Source organism: Vibrio sp. 10N.222.52.C12, from assembly GCF_041474215.1.
Taxonomy (GTDB): domain Bacteria; phylum Pseudomonadota; class Gammaproteobacteria; order Enterobacterales; family Vibrionaceae; genus Vibrio; species Vibrio crassostreae_C.
Window position 1 is genome coordinate 1 of the sequence record NZ_JBFRTR010000079.1, and the last position, 15,956, is coordinate 15,956.

11 protein-coding genes and 1 pseudogene are annotated in these 15,956 nt (G+C 44.3%); 4 read left to right on the forward strand and 8 right to left on the reverse strand.

The genetic code is table 11. The features are described 5' to 3' along the window. Both AB4623_RS14985 and AB4623_RS14990 read left to right on the forward strand, forming a co-directional pair. Positions 1–463, forward strand: a pseudogene (locus AB4623_RS14985) (hypothetical protein); the annotation flags it as partial. Positions 464–465: 2 nt separating this feature from the next. Continuing rightward, entirely contained in the window at positions 466–2,145 is a 1,680-nt protein-coding gene (locus tag AB4623_RS14990) for a BatD family protein (protein ID WP_372146763.1), read from the forward strand. Positions 2,146–2,282: 137 nt separating this feature from the next. Here the strand turns inward: AB4623_RS14990 and AB4623_RS14995 are convergent, their stop codons facing one another. From AB4623_RS14995 to AB4623_RS15015, 5 genes are all read right to left on the reverse strand, one after another. Beyond that, positions 2,283–4,427 (reverse strand): GGDEF domain-containing protein, encoded by a 2,145-nt coding sequence (locus AB4623_RS14995; RefSeq protein WP_372146765.1) that lies wholly within the window; start codon positions 4,425–4,427, stop codon positions 2,283–2,285. A 336-nt stretch (positions 4,428–4,763) separates the two neighbouring features. After that, positions 4,764–5,513: a phosphate ABC transporter ATP-binding protein PstB gene (gene pstB, locus AB4623_RS15000; protein WP_004737715.1), complete on the reverse strand. Its 750-nt coding sequence runs from the start codon at positions 5,511–5,513 to the stop codon at positions 4,764–4,766. Positions 5,514–5,603: 90 nt separating this feature from the next. Continuing rightward, positions 5,604–6,467, reverse strand: coding sequence for a phosphate ABC transporter permease PstA (gene pstA, locus AB4623_RS15005; RefSeq protein WP_017064256.1), 864 nt, complete (start codon positions 6,465–6,467; stop codon positions 5,604–5,606). Between the two features lie 15 nt (positions 6,468–6,482). After that, positions 6,483–7,412: a phosphate ABC transporter permease subunit PstC gene (gene pstC / locus AB4623_RS15010; protein WP_017064255.1), complete on the reverse strand. Its 930-nt coding sequence runs from the start codon at positions 7,410–7,412 to the stop codon at positions 6,483–6,485. Positions 7,413–7,523: 111 nt separating this feature from the next. Beyond that, positions 7,524–8,345 (reverse strand): phosphate ABC transporter substrate-binding protein, encoded by an 822-nt coding sequence (locus tag AB4623_RS15015; RefSeq protein ID WP_017064254.1) that lies wholly within the window; start codon positions 8,343–8,345, stop codon positions 7,524–7,526. A 485-nt stretch (positions 8,346–8,830) separates the two neighbouring features. Here AB4623_RS15015 and AB4623_RS15020 point away from each other — a divergent pair, with 485 nt between their 5' ends. After that, positions 8,831–10,474, forward strand: coding sequence for a methyl-accepting chemotaxis protein (locus AB4623_RS15020; RefSeq protein WP_372146767.1), 1,644 nt, complete (start codon positions 8,831–8,833; stop codon positions 10,472–10,474). A 107-nt stretch (positions 10,475–10,581) separates the two neighbouring features. Here AB4623_RS15020 and AB4623_RS15025 read toward each other — a convergent pair whose 3' ends face one another. Both AB4623_RS15025 and AB4623_RS15030 read right to left on the reverse strand, forming a co-directional pair. After that, positions 10,582–11,469 (reverse strand): lipase secretion chaperone, encoded by an 888-nt coding sequence (locus tag AB4623_RS15025; RefSeq protein ID WP_017060037.1) that lies wholly within the window; start codon positions 11,467–11,469, stop codon positions 10,582–10,584. 38 nt (positions 11,470–11,507) lie between these two features. Then, on the reverse strand, positions 11,508–12,449 hold the full coding sequence (locus AB4623_RS15030; protein ID WP_372146769.1) for a lipase family alpha/beta hydrolase: 942 nt from the start codon (positions 12,447–12,449) through the stop codon (positions 11,508–11,510). Between the two features lie 524 nt (positions 12,450–12,973). On the opposite strand from AB4623_RS15030, the gene AB4623_RS15035 reads away from it, so the two are divergent. Next, positions 12,974–14,221 carry an SGNH/GDSL hydrolase family protein gene (locus tag AB4623_RS15035; RefSeq protein WP_372146786.1) on the forward strand — a complete coding sequence of 416 codons (1,248 nt, stop codon included), beginning with the start codon at positions 12,974–12,976 and terminating at the stop codon, positions 14,219–14,221. Positions 14,222–14,353: 132 nt separating this feature from the next. Here AB4623_RS15035 and AB4623_RS15040 read toward each other — a convergent pair whose 3' ends face one another. Further along, positions 14,354–15,685: a DEAD/DEAH box helicase gene (locus tag AB4623_RS15040; RefSeq protein ID WP_048609810.1), complete on the reverse strand. Its 1,332-nt coding sequence runs from the start codon at positions 15,683–15,685 to the stop codon at positions 14,354–14,356. Positions 15,686–15,956 lie beyond the last annotated feature (271 nt).

Sequence of the window (15,956 nt, forward strand, 5' to 3'; positions counted from 1 at the left end):
AGGTCAGCAAGGTCAGCAAAATGATTCTTCGCAAAGCTCTCAGGATCAACAACAAAGCTCCAGTGGCAAGTCGCAAGATCAAAGCAGTAACCAAGATCAACGCGGTAGCCAAGACCAAAACTCATCTCAAGGCCAACCTGAAAATCACTCTGACTCTGAAAAGTCTAAACAAGACGACAAGCAAGCCACGCAACAAAGTAACAGTGATCAGCCGAAACAGAGTGACCAAGAAGGCGCTACACCTCAAAGTGCTAGCGCACAACAAGCTTCAAAAGAAGATGGGGAGCAAAGTAGTCAGCAAGCTGTAGCACAAACCTCAGATCAACCTCTGTCGAGCGACCCTGACATGCGAAAACTTGAGCAAGTAGAAAGCGCCCGTGACCCGAGCCAACTGCTTAAAGCGCAAATGATTTTACAAGCACGACAAAAAAGTGCTCCTAACAACCAGAACAAAAAGTGGTAACCATGCGATTTTTAAACAAGCCATTTTTATCCGTACTCCTAACATTGTTGTTGGGAGCTTTCTCGTCCTTCTCAGTATTGGCTGCAAACGCCGTGGCGAGCGTTTCACATAACAGTGTCACCAAAGATGAAGTGTTCCTTCTTAGAGTTGCAACCGATGAAAAGGTCTCCTCTGATGCTCTAGATCTAACAGCGCTCCAGCAGGATTTCTATGTTGGCACACCAAACTTTGGGTCTTCGATGCGAATCGTCAATGGCAGCCGTTCGGTATCAAGTGAATGGAACATTAGCCTTGCTCCACTGCGTTTGGGTAAGTTGCAAATCCCGAGTTTTGATATTGAAGGGGCAAAAACCAAGCCTATCACCATCAATGTTGCAATTAACAAAGCCGCTCCAACTCAACATGATATGGCAGAGTTCCAGCTTAATCTCAGCAAGAACTCGCTGTACCCAGAAGAAGTGGCTGAGCTTGATGTAAAACTCATCATCAAAGCTGACCCAAGAAGGCTGCAAGATCCTAAAATAGCGCCACCGAGCTCGCCGGGCTTAGATGTGGAACCTATTGGTGAATCGAAGCAATTTCAAGATGTTCTCAATGGACAAGAGGTGACGGTAGTTCAACAGTCTTTCCGTATCTCTTCACAAAAGGCCGGACAGTTTAAGCTGAATGGACCGAAGCTGAATGGAGCCGTTGTTTACTCAACCAACAACTCCAGTACAACGCGTCTGTTCCAGCTCGACACACCTGTTGAAACCTTAGATGTAACCGTGAAGGACGTACCAAAAGGCTACCAAGGTGAGTGGTTACCAACATCAAACTTCAAACTGATTCAACAATGGTCAGATAGCCAAGGCAATCAACTGGGAAATAGTAATGGTTTAGAAGGCGACAACCCATCCATTGAAATGGAAGCGGGTGATTCGTTAACTCGTACCATCACGATGACGGCTAGCAACTTAACGCAACACCAACTGCCAAAACTGAATATCACCTACCCTAATTCGGTACGTGTTTATGAAGAGAAGCCGCAATTTGGCACAACTCAGTCAGGTGATGCTGTCGTTGTTTACAAGCAAGTATTGATTCCGAAAGAGGCTGGAAATATCTCGCTTCCTGATGTGTCTCAAGCTTGGTTTAACACCGATTTGCAATCAGAACAAACCAGCAAAGCGCAAGGGCTAGAGTTAGCGGTAAAAGCAAGTGATCGCGCAGCGTCAAGCACTCCACCAGTGACTGCTACGCCCGCCCAACAAGTAAGCCCGACGGTTGTTACTGTGGATAGCCCTGGGATCTGGCCTTATCTCACCGCTCTGTTTGCTGTTTTATGGTTAATCAGCTCAGCCATGGCTTTCTATTTCTGGTCACGACGTGGTGCAGCAGTAAAACCTAAGCGCCCAGTTCAACATCAATCAGATACGGCAGACGCGCTTATTGAAGCTCTAAAAACGAAAGATGGCGTGATGACCAGAACTTTGTTTGAACAGTGGAAAGCAGAAAACCCAGGCTTGGATGATGAAACGTTAGAAGCCGTCGAAGCCGAGCTAAGCAAGCTCAACCAAAGCCTCTATGCTGAAGCTGATTCACCAAGTCAGTCATGGGACCCGGCTCAAGCAATCAAAGCAGTTAAGAAGCCAAAGCGGGTCACAAGCAAAGCACGCAAGAGCACATTGGAAAAGCTTTAGTTAACTAGCAATCTAAGTAAGCAGAAAGCTAGTTGAGCAGAAAATTGAAGTAAGCTGAAAAGAACGAAGCCGTGATGACCACATAGTGATCATCACGGCTTCATTCATTTTTACGCTAGAGAGAAACAGATACCGCACTAAGAAATTGAAACTGCGACCTTTTTACGTTTCAACGCAGAAACGATTCGATTTCTCCCAGAGTCTTTGGCTTGATACAAGGCTTTGTCTGCCTTGCCATACAGTAGGTCGAAGTCAAACTGGCGCTGATCAGAAGTTATCGAGGCATAGCCAACGGATGCCGTTAAATATGGGCTGGTACTACTTTCACAATGCAGGATTTTTGCCTCTTCAATGCATTTTCTAATCGACTCTGCACGTTGCTTTGTCTCTGAGTGATTCGTGCCAATCATCAACAACATAAACTCCTCTCCGCCAATCCGGCAGAAGGTTTCTTTATCATTGTGAACATGGGCATTCAGTATCTCACCTACCGTCCTCAGAGCCGCATCCCCTTCAGTATGACCATAGACACTGTTGTACAAACCAAAGTGGTCGAGGTCGACAAGAATCAAGCCAAATGTAATTTCGTTCTGTAAGGCAAAGGCACCTTGATCGTCACCGTTCAAGTCTTCTAGAACCTGCGACAACATACGGCGGTTTCCAAGGCGCGTAAGAGGATCTAGCTTAGAAATGATATCCAATTGCTCATTCGCCAACTCTAGCTCTTGGGTACGCTTACTGACTTCTTGCTCCAATGTTTCATTGAGCTTTTTCAGTTCTTCTTGAGCCATGGTTCTTTGCAGCACCTCAGCAAGGCTCGAAGCAAAGATACGTATTACCTCACGAAGCTGTGAGGTTAAAGGACTGCGAGTTAATAGGTTATCAGCAGCGATAAACGCAATCGGCTCACCCGTATTGGTGGTGAGCATGGTCATTGCCGTCCAACCGACTCCCACAATATTGAAATCGTGATAAATCGGCACTGATTCTTCAAAGGCAACTTGATTAGGGCAAGCACGAGCTGCGGCTACAATGTCACGTTCCACCAGCTCAGAGCGATAATAGGACTCATCGACAATATCGCCTTTGATGTCAGTGCCCCAAGTACCTTGCATGTAACTGCACTTTTTGTCTGTTAGGAAAACAGCCAGTCGATCGATACCTAGATGTTGAATCGCAAAACTAACCGCGGACTTACAGACTTCACTGACGCTATCGCATCGAGACAGCTCAACCATACTCGAGTGCAACATACGTATGTTCTGCTCTTGGCGCTTGCGAATATAGATTTGAGAAAGCAAAGAGCCAAAAGACTCAAGCATCTGCTTTTGATAGTTAGTAATCGGTGAGCGATGAATGTAGTTATCCATGGCGATCCAGCCGACAGGTTTGTCGCCTTCACGCAAGATAAGCATGCCATTCCACCCCTGCCCGACCACCTTACCTTCTGTATACAGGGGCGCATTATCGATGATGACTAGATTAGTATGGTTATCAGACAGCGCTTCAATGTATTCCGCTTCAAGTTGGTGCAAATCGTATTGAGTGTGGTGTTCACTGTTGGTTTTACCCGCTTCGTCAGTGCCATAAGTGCCGCTGAAACAACGCTTTTTCATATCAAGCAACATGAAGATCGCACGATCAAACCCTAACCTGTCTCGCACAGCCTCAACCGATGCTTTATACAAAGCATCGAGTGACTCAGGGTTAGAAAGCTCAAGCGCGACCTGATGAACCAGCTTCATGTTCTCTACAAACAGCTCACGTAACTTTATCTCATCTAAGTATTGAGCTTCACGTGTGTCTCTGTGTTTGATTTCTAGCGCCGCGTTCTTTTCGGCACGAATACATTGCCAACGGGCAGCCGCGAGCTGTAACACATCAAGATCTTGGTCAAAGGTTTGATTAACCTTCTCAGCATTGCAATTTTGAACAATTAAATAAGTTCTGGAGGCAGGTGCGTTGTCGAGCATCATGATAAACGACTCCCCACCAAGCACTTTCATGTGTTCCCACTTGCAGGTGTTGATAGCCATTGGCAAAACCCCGTCTGCGGTATCAAACTGTGAGACCCACGGCCAAAATGTAGAGGGGTAGCTCGCCAATGAGGTTAGGTCGCCATAAGAAAAAAGCGGTAATGCGTCGCTCTCCGGCGTCGGTTCAGCAAATATTCCTATCCCTTTTGGAGTAAGTACCTTAACCAGATAGTCAAAAAGAGACTCAGCCAACAGACGATGGTCGCGTGTCGCAGATATTTGTTTTGCAAAGGCTTTAACAGGCACAGCTTCCTTCCATTGGCGATTAAGAATAAAGCAAAAATACAGAAGGCTTGATATGCAATCAATGTAAGTAAAAATGAGATGTTAAGCGGGTCGCAGTTTCACCTTTAACATTATCACAAGCATGAGAAGGACGACAAAAATGGGATTCTCTGCCCAAAATCACATCGACATTGGGGATTTTTTAGACACATAAAAAAGCCCCACCTATAGTGGGGCAAAACTTCCATCGCTTATAGTTATAGTGATAATTCTGTTGTTCTATTCGATTATCTAACCTGCGTTTCAGTTAGTGTGTAAAGGTATCTAATCGCTTAAATACCACACGTAAATCGTCGATTAACCGAAGTCACCGTTTACGTAACCTTTAGTACGATCATCTTTTGGTTCACTGAAGATAACGCTGGTTTCGTTATGCTCTACAAGCTCTCCCATTAGGAAGAAAGCCGTGCGGTCTGAGATACGACGCGCTTGCTGCATTGAGTGCGTTACGATAACGATAGTGAAGTCTTTCTTCAGATCTTCCATCAATTCTTCAATCTTGTGTGTCGCGATTGGGTCTAGAGCCGATGTTGGTTCATCCATCAGGATTACATCTGGTTCCATTGCAATGGTACGTGCGATACATAGACGCTGTTGTTGACCACCAGACAGACCAAATGCATGCGCTTTAAGACGGTCTTTTACTTCATCCCACAGTGCAGCACTGCGTAGCGAGCGCTCAACCACTTCATCGATGTGTTTTTTGTCTTTGATACCTTGAGCACGTAGGCCGTATGCCACGTTCTCGTAGATGCTCATTGGGAACGGGTTTGGCTTTTGGAATACCATGCCTACGCGGATACGTAGGTCAGCGACATCGATATTACCGTAGATGTCAGTGCCATCCATATCCAGCTTACCCTTAATCGTAACGCCTTCAATTAGGTCATTCATGCGGTTCAAACAACGCAATAGTGTTGATTTACCACAGCCAGACGGGCCAATCAGAGCAGTAACCTGGCGAGTTGGAATTGGCAGGTTGATAGATTTAAGCGCTTGGTTGTCGCCGTAAAACAGATCTAGGTTCTCAATATCAAATTTATTCATGTTCGTAATCTCTAAATTCTTAAATTCGTGTCTAACTTGATGCTTTCTTTATCACGGGGGCTCGCTTTATTTATGAGCCAGCTAATGAGCTTAGTAAGTTGCCGTGTTGAAGCGTCTCGCAATCAGTTTTGTAACCATGTTGATCAAGAGAACCAGTACGATTAGGACTGTCGCCGTGCCGTAGGCTTGGTTCCACTCATCGATAGTAAATAGCTCTGTTGTCAGCTTATATAGGTGAACCGTTAGTGTACGGCCAGAATCGAATACCGACTCAGGAACACGTGCCACCATACCTGCTGTTAAAAATACAGGTGCTGATTCGCCAATTACACGACCAATACTAAGAATGACCGAAGTTAAGATACCTGGCATTGCGCTTGGTAAGATCAAACGCCAGATAGTGTAGATTTTTGAAGCGCCAAGGCCGTATGAGCCTTCGCGGTAAGTTTGTGGCACTGCCATCAATGCTTCTTCTGTAGTACGAATGATTACAGGAAGAATCAGGATACTTAGCGTTAGTGCACCCGACAGAATCGAGAAGCCAAGACCAAGAATCGAAACAAAGAAGGTCATACCGAACAGACCAAAGATGATCGATGGGATACCAGCTAACGACTCAGTACAGAATCGAATCACTTTCACCAATCGGCTACCTACTTTCGCATATTCAGTTAAGTATATCGCCGTCATGATGCCCAGTGGCGCGGCTACCGCAATCGATGCGATTACCATGTAGATCGTGGCAATGATCATTGGGAAAATACCACGTTCTTCACCAGTACGAGTGTAATCGTCAGTGATGAAGTTCCAATCTACGTATTGCAGACCGTTCGATAGGATGTACCAAATAATCCAGAATAAGAAACCAACGGTTACAGCTGCAGCTGCCCAGATAAAACCTTTTAGGATGTTATCTTTGGTTTGACGTGCTTGTTTTAGTTTTACGCGATCCATATTACTTATCCTCGCCTACTTCGCTTTTTCACGGTTAAGATAAAGTAGAGCACCATTTAACATCATGATGAACACTAGAAGTACAACACCTGTTGCGTACAGTGCGTTAGCGTGAACGCCACTTGCGTAAGACATTTCAATTGCAATGTTTGCTGTTAGCGTACGAGCAGAGTCCAAAATGCCTTCTGGCATTGCTGGCGCGTTACCCATAACCATGATGATTGCCATCGTTTCGCCAAGTGCGCGGCCGATACCCAAAATCACACCAGTCATAATGCCTGAACGTGCAGCAGGAACGAGTAGCTTAAAAATCGTGTAGATTTTCGAAGCACCCAGTGCAAGTGAACCTTCTTTGTATGTACGAGGTACCGCACGAATCGAAGTTTCAGAAACCGTGATAACGGTAGGAAGAATCATGATACCCAGAACAATGATACCCGCCAGGATAGTGTTACCCGCTGGTACTTGGAAAACGTTTTGAATCATTGGAACGATAATTACTAGACCGAAGAAGCCGTAAACTACCGACGGGATACCCGCTAGAAGCTCAACTGCTGGTCGAATAATATCTGCAAGACGCTTTGGAGCAATCTCAGCAATAAAAATAGCGGTTAATACACCAACTGGCACACCAACAACTACAGCTCCAAGTGTCGAAACAATCGATGCAACAATCATGGTTGCAACACCGAATAGAGCTGGAGGTAACCAGTCAACACCCAGAACGATGCCAGAAACACCGGCCTCTTGGAATGCAGGGATACTCTCTGCAACGATAAAGTAAGCGATAACGGCTAGTGATACGATGCCGATTACAGCACTCGATAAGAACAAGCCGTGGAAGATTCTTTCTCTCCAGTCGATGCGCTTCTTAGCACGTAGACTTGGCTTGTTGATTTGAGTCGCTTCAGTATTCATAAGCTTTTCACTATTTGCGATGGTCATATATAAAATCTCAAACTTTGTGGCTCAATAAGAGCTCGAAATAAACAAAGTTGAAAGAAAAGGCTCAGCCTAAAGCAGGCTGAGCAATAATTAAGATTGAGTCAGTTAAGATTAGTTAACTGTGATGTAGCCTTTCTTACCAGCGATAGCTTGAGCTTCATCTGCAACCATCCAATCTAGGAATTGTTGAGTTTCAGCTGTTGGAGCGCCTGCTTTGTAAAGAACTAGGAATGGACGAGCAACTTTGTAAGAACCGTTCTTAACGTTGTCTACAGTCGCAGCAGCGCCGTCGATAGTTAGAGCTTGAACAGATTCGTCAACTGTACCTAGAGAGATAAAGCCGATAGCGTATGGGTTGCTTGCTACAGAAACTTTAAGTGCGCCGTTACCGTTTGCAACTTGTGCACGTTGAGAGATAGCCGATACTTTCTTATCGCCAATCTTCTTCTTAAGCTTCATGATGTCTTCGAATGCACCACGTGTACCTGATGCAGTATCACGAGTGATTGCTACGATTGGCTTGTCAGCACCGCCAACATCTTTCCAGTTAGTGATGTCGCCTTTGTAGATTGAAGTGATTTGCTCAGCAGTAAGAGCAGATACTTCGTTGTTCGGATTAACAACAACTGCGATACCGTCACGAGCGATAACTAGCTCTTTCAGGTCAGCTGTTTTCTCTTCTTCTTTTAGGTCACGAGAAGAGATACCAAGGTCAGCACTTCCATTTTTTGCTGCTTTGATGCCTGCAGAAGAACCTGGTGCTTGAATTTCGATGAACACTGGTTCGCCTTTATTCATGTAGGTTTCTGCAAAAACTTCAACCAGTGGAGAAGCACTGTTAGAGCCAACTACAGAGATAGTTTCTTTAGCTGAAGCTGTATTCACTGTTAGAGCGCCTAGTAGTGCGATTGCACCGATAACTGTCTTTTTCATCACAAATTTCCTTTAGTGGCGTTATTGCCGTAATGTTTTGCTTGAACGAGGCCTACTTTAGAATCCGAATGTGACAGTTGTGTTTCACTTAATTGAAGCCTATATGACAACTACAAATTAATGGCTAATTTCTCTCCTACTCGATGAATTGATAGTCGCGCCCCCATCAGATGCAGTTAGTGAATGCAGGTCTCACCATCGTTTGAGCACCAAAAAGCTAGATTTCCTTCCCTATTTATATCGAATACTAACCAATATATTTCTCTATTTATCAATCAATTAGCCCTAACACGATGGATAAAAAGATCCACCTTTATCGCCATTTAGAACAATAAACAACCATCTATATCAAATACCTATCGCATATAACGAAATCAAAGCCTTTACTGATTGAATTGTCAGTCTCATTAGTTAGAATCGCCAACTAATTCTAATAATAATAATAATAATTCTCATCTATTTGTTTTATTCAAGAAGGACATTACATGCGCCAACTTCTCAGTGGCTTATCAATCAAAATACAAATTCTTATACCCGTACTATTTTCCGTCGTTTTACTTTTAGCCGGTGTCATTATCGGTAGTGAAAAGCTAGAAAGTGCATTCAAAGATGTATCAGTAGCGACCGACCAATTAATCTTACATAAAGAAGAACTAAGCGAAATCGTCGACAACAGCTATGGCATGCGCATCAAAGCGATTTACAGTCTATTCAATGCTGGTGACGTAAAAACATTGGTTGAAACACTAAACCAAAAACGCGATCAGAATACTCGCCTACTGAATTCATTAGACACAGTGCCAGGCATGCAAGATGAAGTGGCCGCGATGAACAAAGCGATGAATCACTATGTCGATTTTTCTCGTACCACCATGCTTCCGCTATTAAGAGCGAAACACGGCGATGCATCACTATCTTCAGATTTTGAAAACCGCTACCAGATCGCAATCGACCAATACCGACATGCGGGTAATGAAATGGTGCAAGCGATCAATACTCTGTCTAAAAAGCTGAACTTGCTTGCCACTCAAGAGGTCGACATCAACGGCCAGCAACACGCTAGCACGCTGACTACTGCGACCATTGCACTGTTGGTGATCCTGTCTGTAGCTCTAATTATCAGTTGGACGCTGGCTGGTATCATTGTTAAGCCGATCAGCAACATTCAAGAAACGATGCGGGAAGTAGCAAAAGGTAACTTGTTAGTTAAAGCAGAAGAGTATGGCGACAACGAAATCTCACGCCTAGCGCAAGACGTAAACCAGTCTGTTGAACAGCTGCGTGACACGGTAAGCTCGCTGTCTCGAATCAGTATCGAAGTGGCTTCTGCGTCGACAGAGCTAGCGGCTGTAATGACACAGTCCAGCGTTAACTCAGACCAAGAGAAGCAAGAGGTGGAGCAAGTTGCTTCTGCTGTGAACCAATTGGAAAGCACAGCAGCACACGTTAATGAGAACGCAGTACAAGCCGACTCAGCGTCTAAGCAAGCTGACGAAATGGCGACACACAGCATGAGCTTGTTTAATGAAAGCAACAAAGCTAACGAACAGATGGCGATTCAGCTAAGCGAAGCTGCAAATGTTGTGGGCACGCTAAAAGAGCACTCTGAACAGATTGGTAAAGTGATTGAGGTAATTCAAAGTATCTCTGAACAAACTAACCTGCTGGCGCTTAACGCAGCAATCGAAGCCGCTCGTGCAGGTGAAAGCGGTCGTGGTTTCGCAGTGGTTGCTGATGAAGTTCGAATGCTAGCGGCACGTACACAAGATTCAACCAAAGAGATCCAAACCATCATAGAAGGTTTGCAGGTTCAATCCGGTAACGCGAATGAAAGCATGAGCAGCTCATTATCTATGCTGGAACACAACCAAACTCTTGCAGGTGAAGTAAGCGCGGCGCTTTCAGGCATTGCTAACTCGGTAACGGACATGACTGAGATTAACACTCAGGTTGCCTCTGCCGCCGAAGAGCAAAGCCAAGTAACCTCAGACATCAACCGTAACATCTCAAACATCTACAGCCTAGTAAGCCAAAACGTTACCGGCATTACTCAAGCCGCTGCAGCAAGCCACGAGCTTTCTAACCTAGCAGAACAACAGAAGCAGCAGTTGGATTACTTTAAGGTATAGGCTTCAAGGTACGAAGTTCAAGGCAAACAGATTCAGGCTGTATGCTCTTTAGAACTCGCCGATAAACAAAAAGCCAGCCATCATGGCTGGTTTTTCGCTTTTAGACACTACTGGCGAGATTCAGCCGCTCGAATTCTTTCAATCGCTTCTACCCTTCTAAGCTGTTCTGGTAGGAAATGTTCAGTCCTAAGTTGCGCAATCTTCTCTTGTTGTTCGGTTTTTGATAGGAATGAATCTTTCAAGACATCATTTCGTTCTGCGAAGTAGACCTCTAACGAGTCTTCAAAGGCCGCTCTTTGTTTATCAAGTGCTTCAAGTCTCTGGGTTGCTTCTTCACCGACAAGTTCGCTTCTCTTTAAGTATTTACCCTGTTCATCGAGACCTTCAGAGCTAGAGAGCTGTTGGAGTAACACCTGATTCTGGTGACTCGACTGAACATAATCAGGTTGCTCAGATAGATAGGATTCGAGTCTTTGTTGGTATTCTTCATCCTCTAATCCCTCCTGTTTCAGAAGTAACTTTTCTAAGGCGATTTCTCTCATTCTGTTGTCGTGCGTAAACAGAATACTTATCTCGCTCTCACTGAAAAACTGAGCTTGGAGGTCAAGGAGCGCTTGATTGAGTGCACGTAGATCATCAGCGGAAATGGATGTGGTACCGAACTGCACGTCCAACGATGTCAGTGCCGACTTATACTCAAGATATTTGGCAAACAGTGCTTCATCAACCACGGTTGTTGATGCTTGTTCGTGGTGTTTCGCCACGTTGTCTCGAATATCTTCAAGGGTTAATTCTGCATTACCTGACACGAAATATTCCATCATGTCTTTTGCTGATGCGTTATCGATGTCGGTATCTTGCTGAGAGGTGACTTTCAATGAGGAGACGCGTTGTTCGTCGTCAGTATGTGTATCTTGATTATTTAGATATAAAAAGACCGCCGCTGTGCTCATCAGGGCTATCGTGGTTATCGACAAAATGGCGGTCTTTTTCATCATACTTCCCTTGTTTTCTTGTTAAACGGCTTTGCAGACTACAAGCCAGCCAACTTCAATCGATTGGCATGCTGACGATATAGAGTTACAGGATCTGTCTCAAACAAGTGGTGAATTCCCAATAACCCATTAATCTCATCTAGGTGGTTCATTTTGTAATCATCACCAATCACTTTGCCCAAATGCGCGCTGCATGCTCCTACTAAGCCATCATTAGGTTCGTTGAAGGCTAAGCCTAGGATTGTCATCGCTCCGTCGGTAGGATCAAGAAGGTTGGTAAAAGTGGAAGACCCTGTCCATGAATAGTAATAAACGCCGTTACTTGCTTGCCACTCACCATCGCCACACTCAGACGTCGGAACGCCCTCAGGGTAAAACTGGTTGAAGGCTAGCGAGCCTTCTGTGGTCAATGCTTCAAGAGAAGCGAGGCCGTCTTGGTCGAGATCCGTTCCACCAGATAAAAGGTTAATCAGTGTCGTTAATCCACCTGCTAATTTAACCGCGATACCTTCTGTGACAGAGCCTTCAGATACGTTCCCTCGAACGAGATCAGCGACCTTAGAACCTTTATGTACACCGCCAATACTGGTCACTGAAGCAACAAGATCAGGTCGAACTGACGCAACATAACGAGCCGTAGGCCCACCGTGGCTATGACCAACCAGATTCACCTTACTTGCTCCTGCTGCAGCTAACAGCGTTTCAACTTGGCTGAGTAACTGTTCACCACGGACCTCTGAACTGTTGGTTGCAGAGACCTGAGCGACATATACGTTCGCGCCATCTTTGGTTAGGGATTCAGGTACGCCATAGAAATAGTCAACGCCCGCTAATGTATCGAAACCAAACAGACCATGTACCAACATAATGGGGTATTTCGTTTCAGTGTATCCCCTGGCTTCTAATGCTGATGCGCTCGTTCCGGCATATACGCCAAAACTGGATAGGCAGGCTATCGTCCAAATTAATATCTTTTTCAATGCTCTTTCCTTAAACAGATTAGACCTCTGATGAGTAAAATGACCGTAGATGATGATTTTATAAAACAGAAAGTAACGACTTCATATTTGTGATGGCGAACTTGAATTAAACAGGTGCGATGAACATCAGGCAAACAGAATCAGGAGAAAAACAAAAATATAAGCAATTGATTAAATTAACATTTAACTAAGGTTGATGAGATTGTTCTTTCAATATCCCGACTCAAATATCAATTCAACATTCTCAATAAACCAAAATTATTCGACAAATAACCGTTTGGAAACAGGTATTTTTCAACCAAAAACTCGTTGATAACTTGAGGCTTATTCCATTAACGACACACCACAACCCTGAATATATTGACGCTAATTATTGATTTTAGATATAGGTCGTACCAGTTATTTACTTATCCACTTATCCACTTATCCACTTATCCACTTATCCACTTATCAAGAAACAAGAAACAAGAAACAAGCAACAACGTTTTTGTTTGGCTCATCTAAATATAAAAGAGAATACAGTGATGAAAAATACGGCTTTAATACTCACGTTAGCCCTGCCTTTTGGCGCTTATGCCGCTGAAGACTCAATACCAACACCTGAATCGATTACATCTGCACAAGTACTCAGTGCACAAGGCTCAGAGACCTATTCATATGTTAGATGTTGGTATCGAACCGATGCCTCTCATGATTCCCCAGCCACCGATTGGAAATGGGCAAAGAAAGAGAATGGTGATTACTACACGATCAACGGATATTGGTGGTCTTCTGTTTCTTTCAAAAACATGTTCTACAGTGATGCGCCTCAATCTGAAATCAAACAGCGTTGTGAACAGACGCTCGACATCCAACATGACGCCGCTGACATCACCTACTTTGCCGCAGATAATCGCTTCTCTTACAACCACTCAATCTGGACCAACGATAACGCGTTCCAGGCCAATAGCATCAATCGTATTGTCACCTTTGGTGACAGCCTGTCCGACACGGGTAATCTATTTAATGGCTCTCAATGGGTTTTTCCGAACGCAGATTCGTGGTTTTTAGGGCACTTTTCGAATGGTTTAGTCTGGACGGAATACTTAGCAAAAGCGAAAGATGTCCCTCTGTATAACTGGGCAGTGGGCGGAGCAGCAGGTACCAACCAATACGTCGCATTGACTGGTGTTTATGATCAAGTCACCTCTTATCTGACCTACATGAAAGTCGCCAAAAACTATCGCCCGGAAAACTCACTGTTTACTCTCGAGTTTGGCCTTAATGACTTCATGAACTACAACCGAGAAGTCGCCGATGTGAAGGCTGACTTTAGCAGCGCGCTGATCCGCTTAACGGAATCCGGTGCGAACAATATCTTGCTGTTCACCTTACCCGATGCTACCAAAGCCCCTCAATTCAAATACTCTACCGAACAAGAGATCATAAAAGTTCGTGGCAAGATCTTAGAATTTAACCAGTTCATCAAAGCTCAAGCCGGGTATTACCAAGGTATGGGGAAAAATGTGGTGTTGTTCGATGCGAGTGCCTTGTTCGCCAGCATTACCGATAACCCAGAACAACATGGATTTCGAAACGCGAGTGACGCTTGTCTTGATATTAATCGAAGCTCAGCCGCGGACTACCTGAAAAGCCACAGCTTAACCAATGATTGTGCGACCTATGGTGCAGACAGTTATGTATTCTGGGGCGTGACGCACCCAACTACAGCTACTCATAAATACATTGCAGACCATATCTTAGCTTTTTCTTTCTCGACTTTTGATTTCTAAAGCCTTTAGAGTAACTCCGTAACCTTAGGCAGCACCTCTTAGGCACAAAAGTCAGATACAAAAAAACCGCCTAATATTGGCGGTTTTTATTTACATCAGTTTTACAAACAAACGCTTTTAACTGGCTGTTGATTACTCGTCGTCAGTTTTTGGCGCAACTTTCTTCTTAGGGATAAACACGGTATCACCCACAGCCACATTCTGGTGGAAGCTCTTATCGCGCTTAACTGGTTTCTTCGGCGTTTTCTTCGCTTGAGTGTTGGTCTTCTTCTTAGCAGGACCGCCTTTAGCAAACGCAGGTTTACGTGGCTTAATGCCTTTGAATTTACCTTTTAGGCCTTCAAGTACAGAGAAGGTCAAATCTTGTTGAAGGTAAAGTTCAACACGCTTGAAGCTGTCCCAGTCTTTTGGACCAACCAAAGAAATCGCATCGCCTTTGTTACCCGCACGGCCAGTACGACCTACACGGTGCACGTACTCTTCCGTATGCTTAGGCATATCAAAGTTGATAACGTGGCTCACGTTTGGAATATCAATACCACGTGAAGCAACATCGGTAGTTACCAAGATCTTGTAAACCGCACGCTCGAACTGGCTCATAATAGCATTACGTTGCGTTTGGTTTAGGTTACCACTCAGTGCTACCGCTTTAAGCTTCTTCTCGTTCAACTTATCTGTTAAACGGTCAGTATCAGCGCGTGTTGCTGTGAAGATCATTACCTGACGGTATTCAGCTTCTTCCAGTACACGGTCTAAAATCGCTTCTTTGTGATCTAGGTGATCACATAAGTAGAATTTCTGTGTGATATCTAAGTGTTGCTCGTTAGAAACACCAACAGAGATACGCTTAGGTGCGTCTAGCATTTCATTTGCAATGCCATTTACTTCAGCGTGATCTAACGTTGCAGAGAACATCAACGTTTGACGACGACGGTGTTTAGCTGCATTGGCAATGCGACGAAGTTCTGGAGCGAAACCCAGATCAAGCATACGGTCCGCTTCATCAAGGATTAGCGTTTCAACACCATCTAGGAACAATGAACGATGTTCTAGGTGGTCAGCAAGACGGCCTGGAGTCGCAACGATAAAACGAGGGTACTTACGCAGTGCTTTAACTTGGTCGTTAAAGTTCTCACCACCTAAGATAAGCGCCGCTTCATAAGACAGACCACCAAGCATGCTACGCAGTTCGCCGTAAACTTGCTTCGCTAGCTCACGAGTAGGAGCCAAAATTACACCACGAGGATCTTTAGCAGAAAACGCTTTTGTTTTTAATGCTTTATGTATCATTGGCAACACAAACGCCAATGTTTTTCCTGATCCCGTTTTTGATGAAGCCAATAGATCCTTACCAGCAATAGCAACAGGGATCGCTTTTGATTGGATCTCTGTCGCCTTCTTGAAGTCGTAATGTTTTAAGTTCTTCAGTAAGCGGTTATCTAAGCCTAAATCTTTAAAGTGCAAAGGACTCTCCAGTCATGATGGTATTGAATAAAATTAATTTAACGTGACATGATACCGCGAAAGTACTTTATAAGGATAGAGATCACAGTAAATTTATCCCTTTATCTATCTTTAGCTAGAACAACGTATGCATTGCTAGCAAAGGGATAGCTCTCCAAAAACACCTTCAAGTCGTCTCTAAATCCTTCATCTCATAAATGAGACACAACGTGATACTTAGCTAATTACCTCAAAAATTTAGCAATTTCTTTAGTTATTGTTTTTGCAGTTA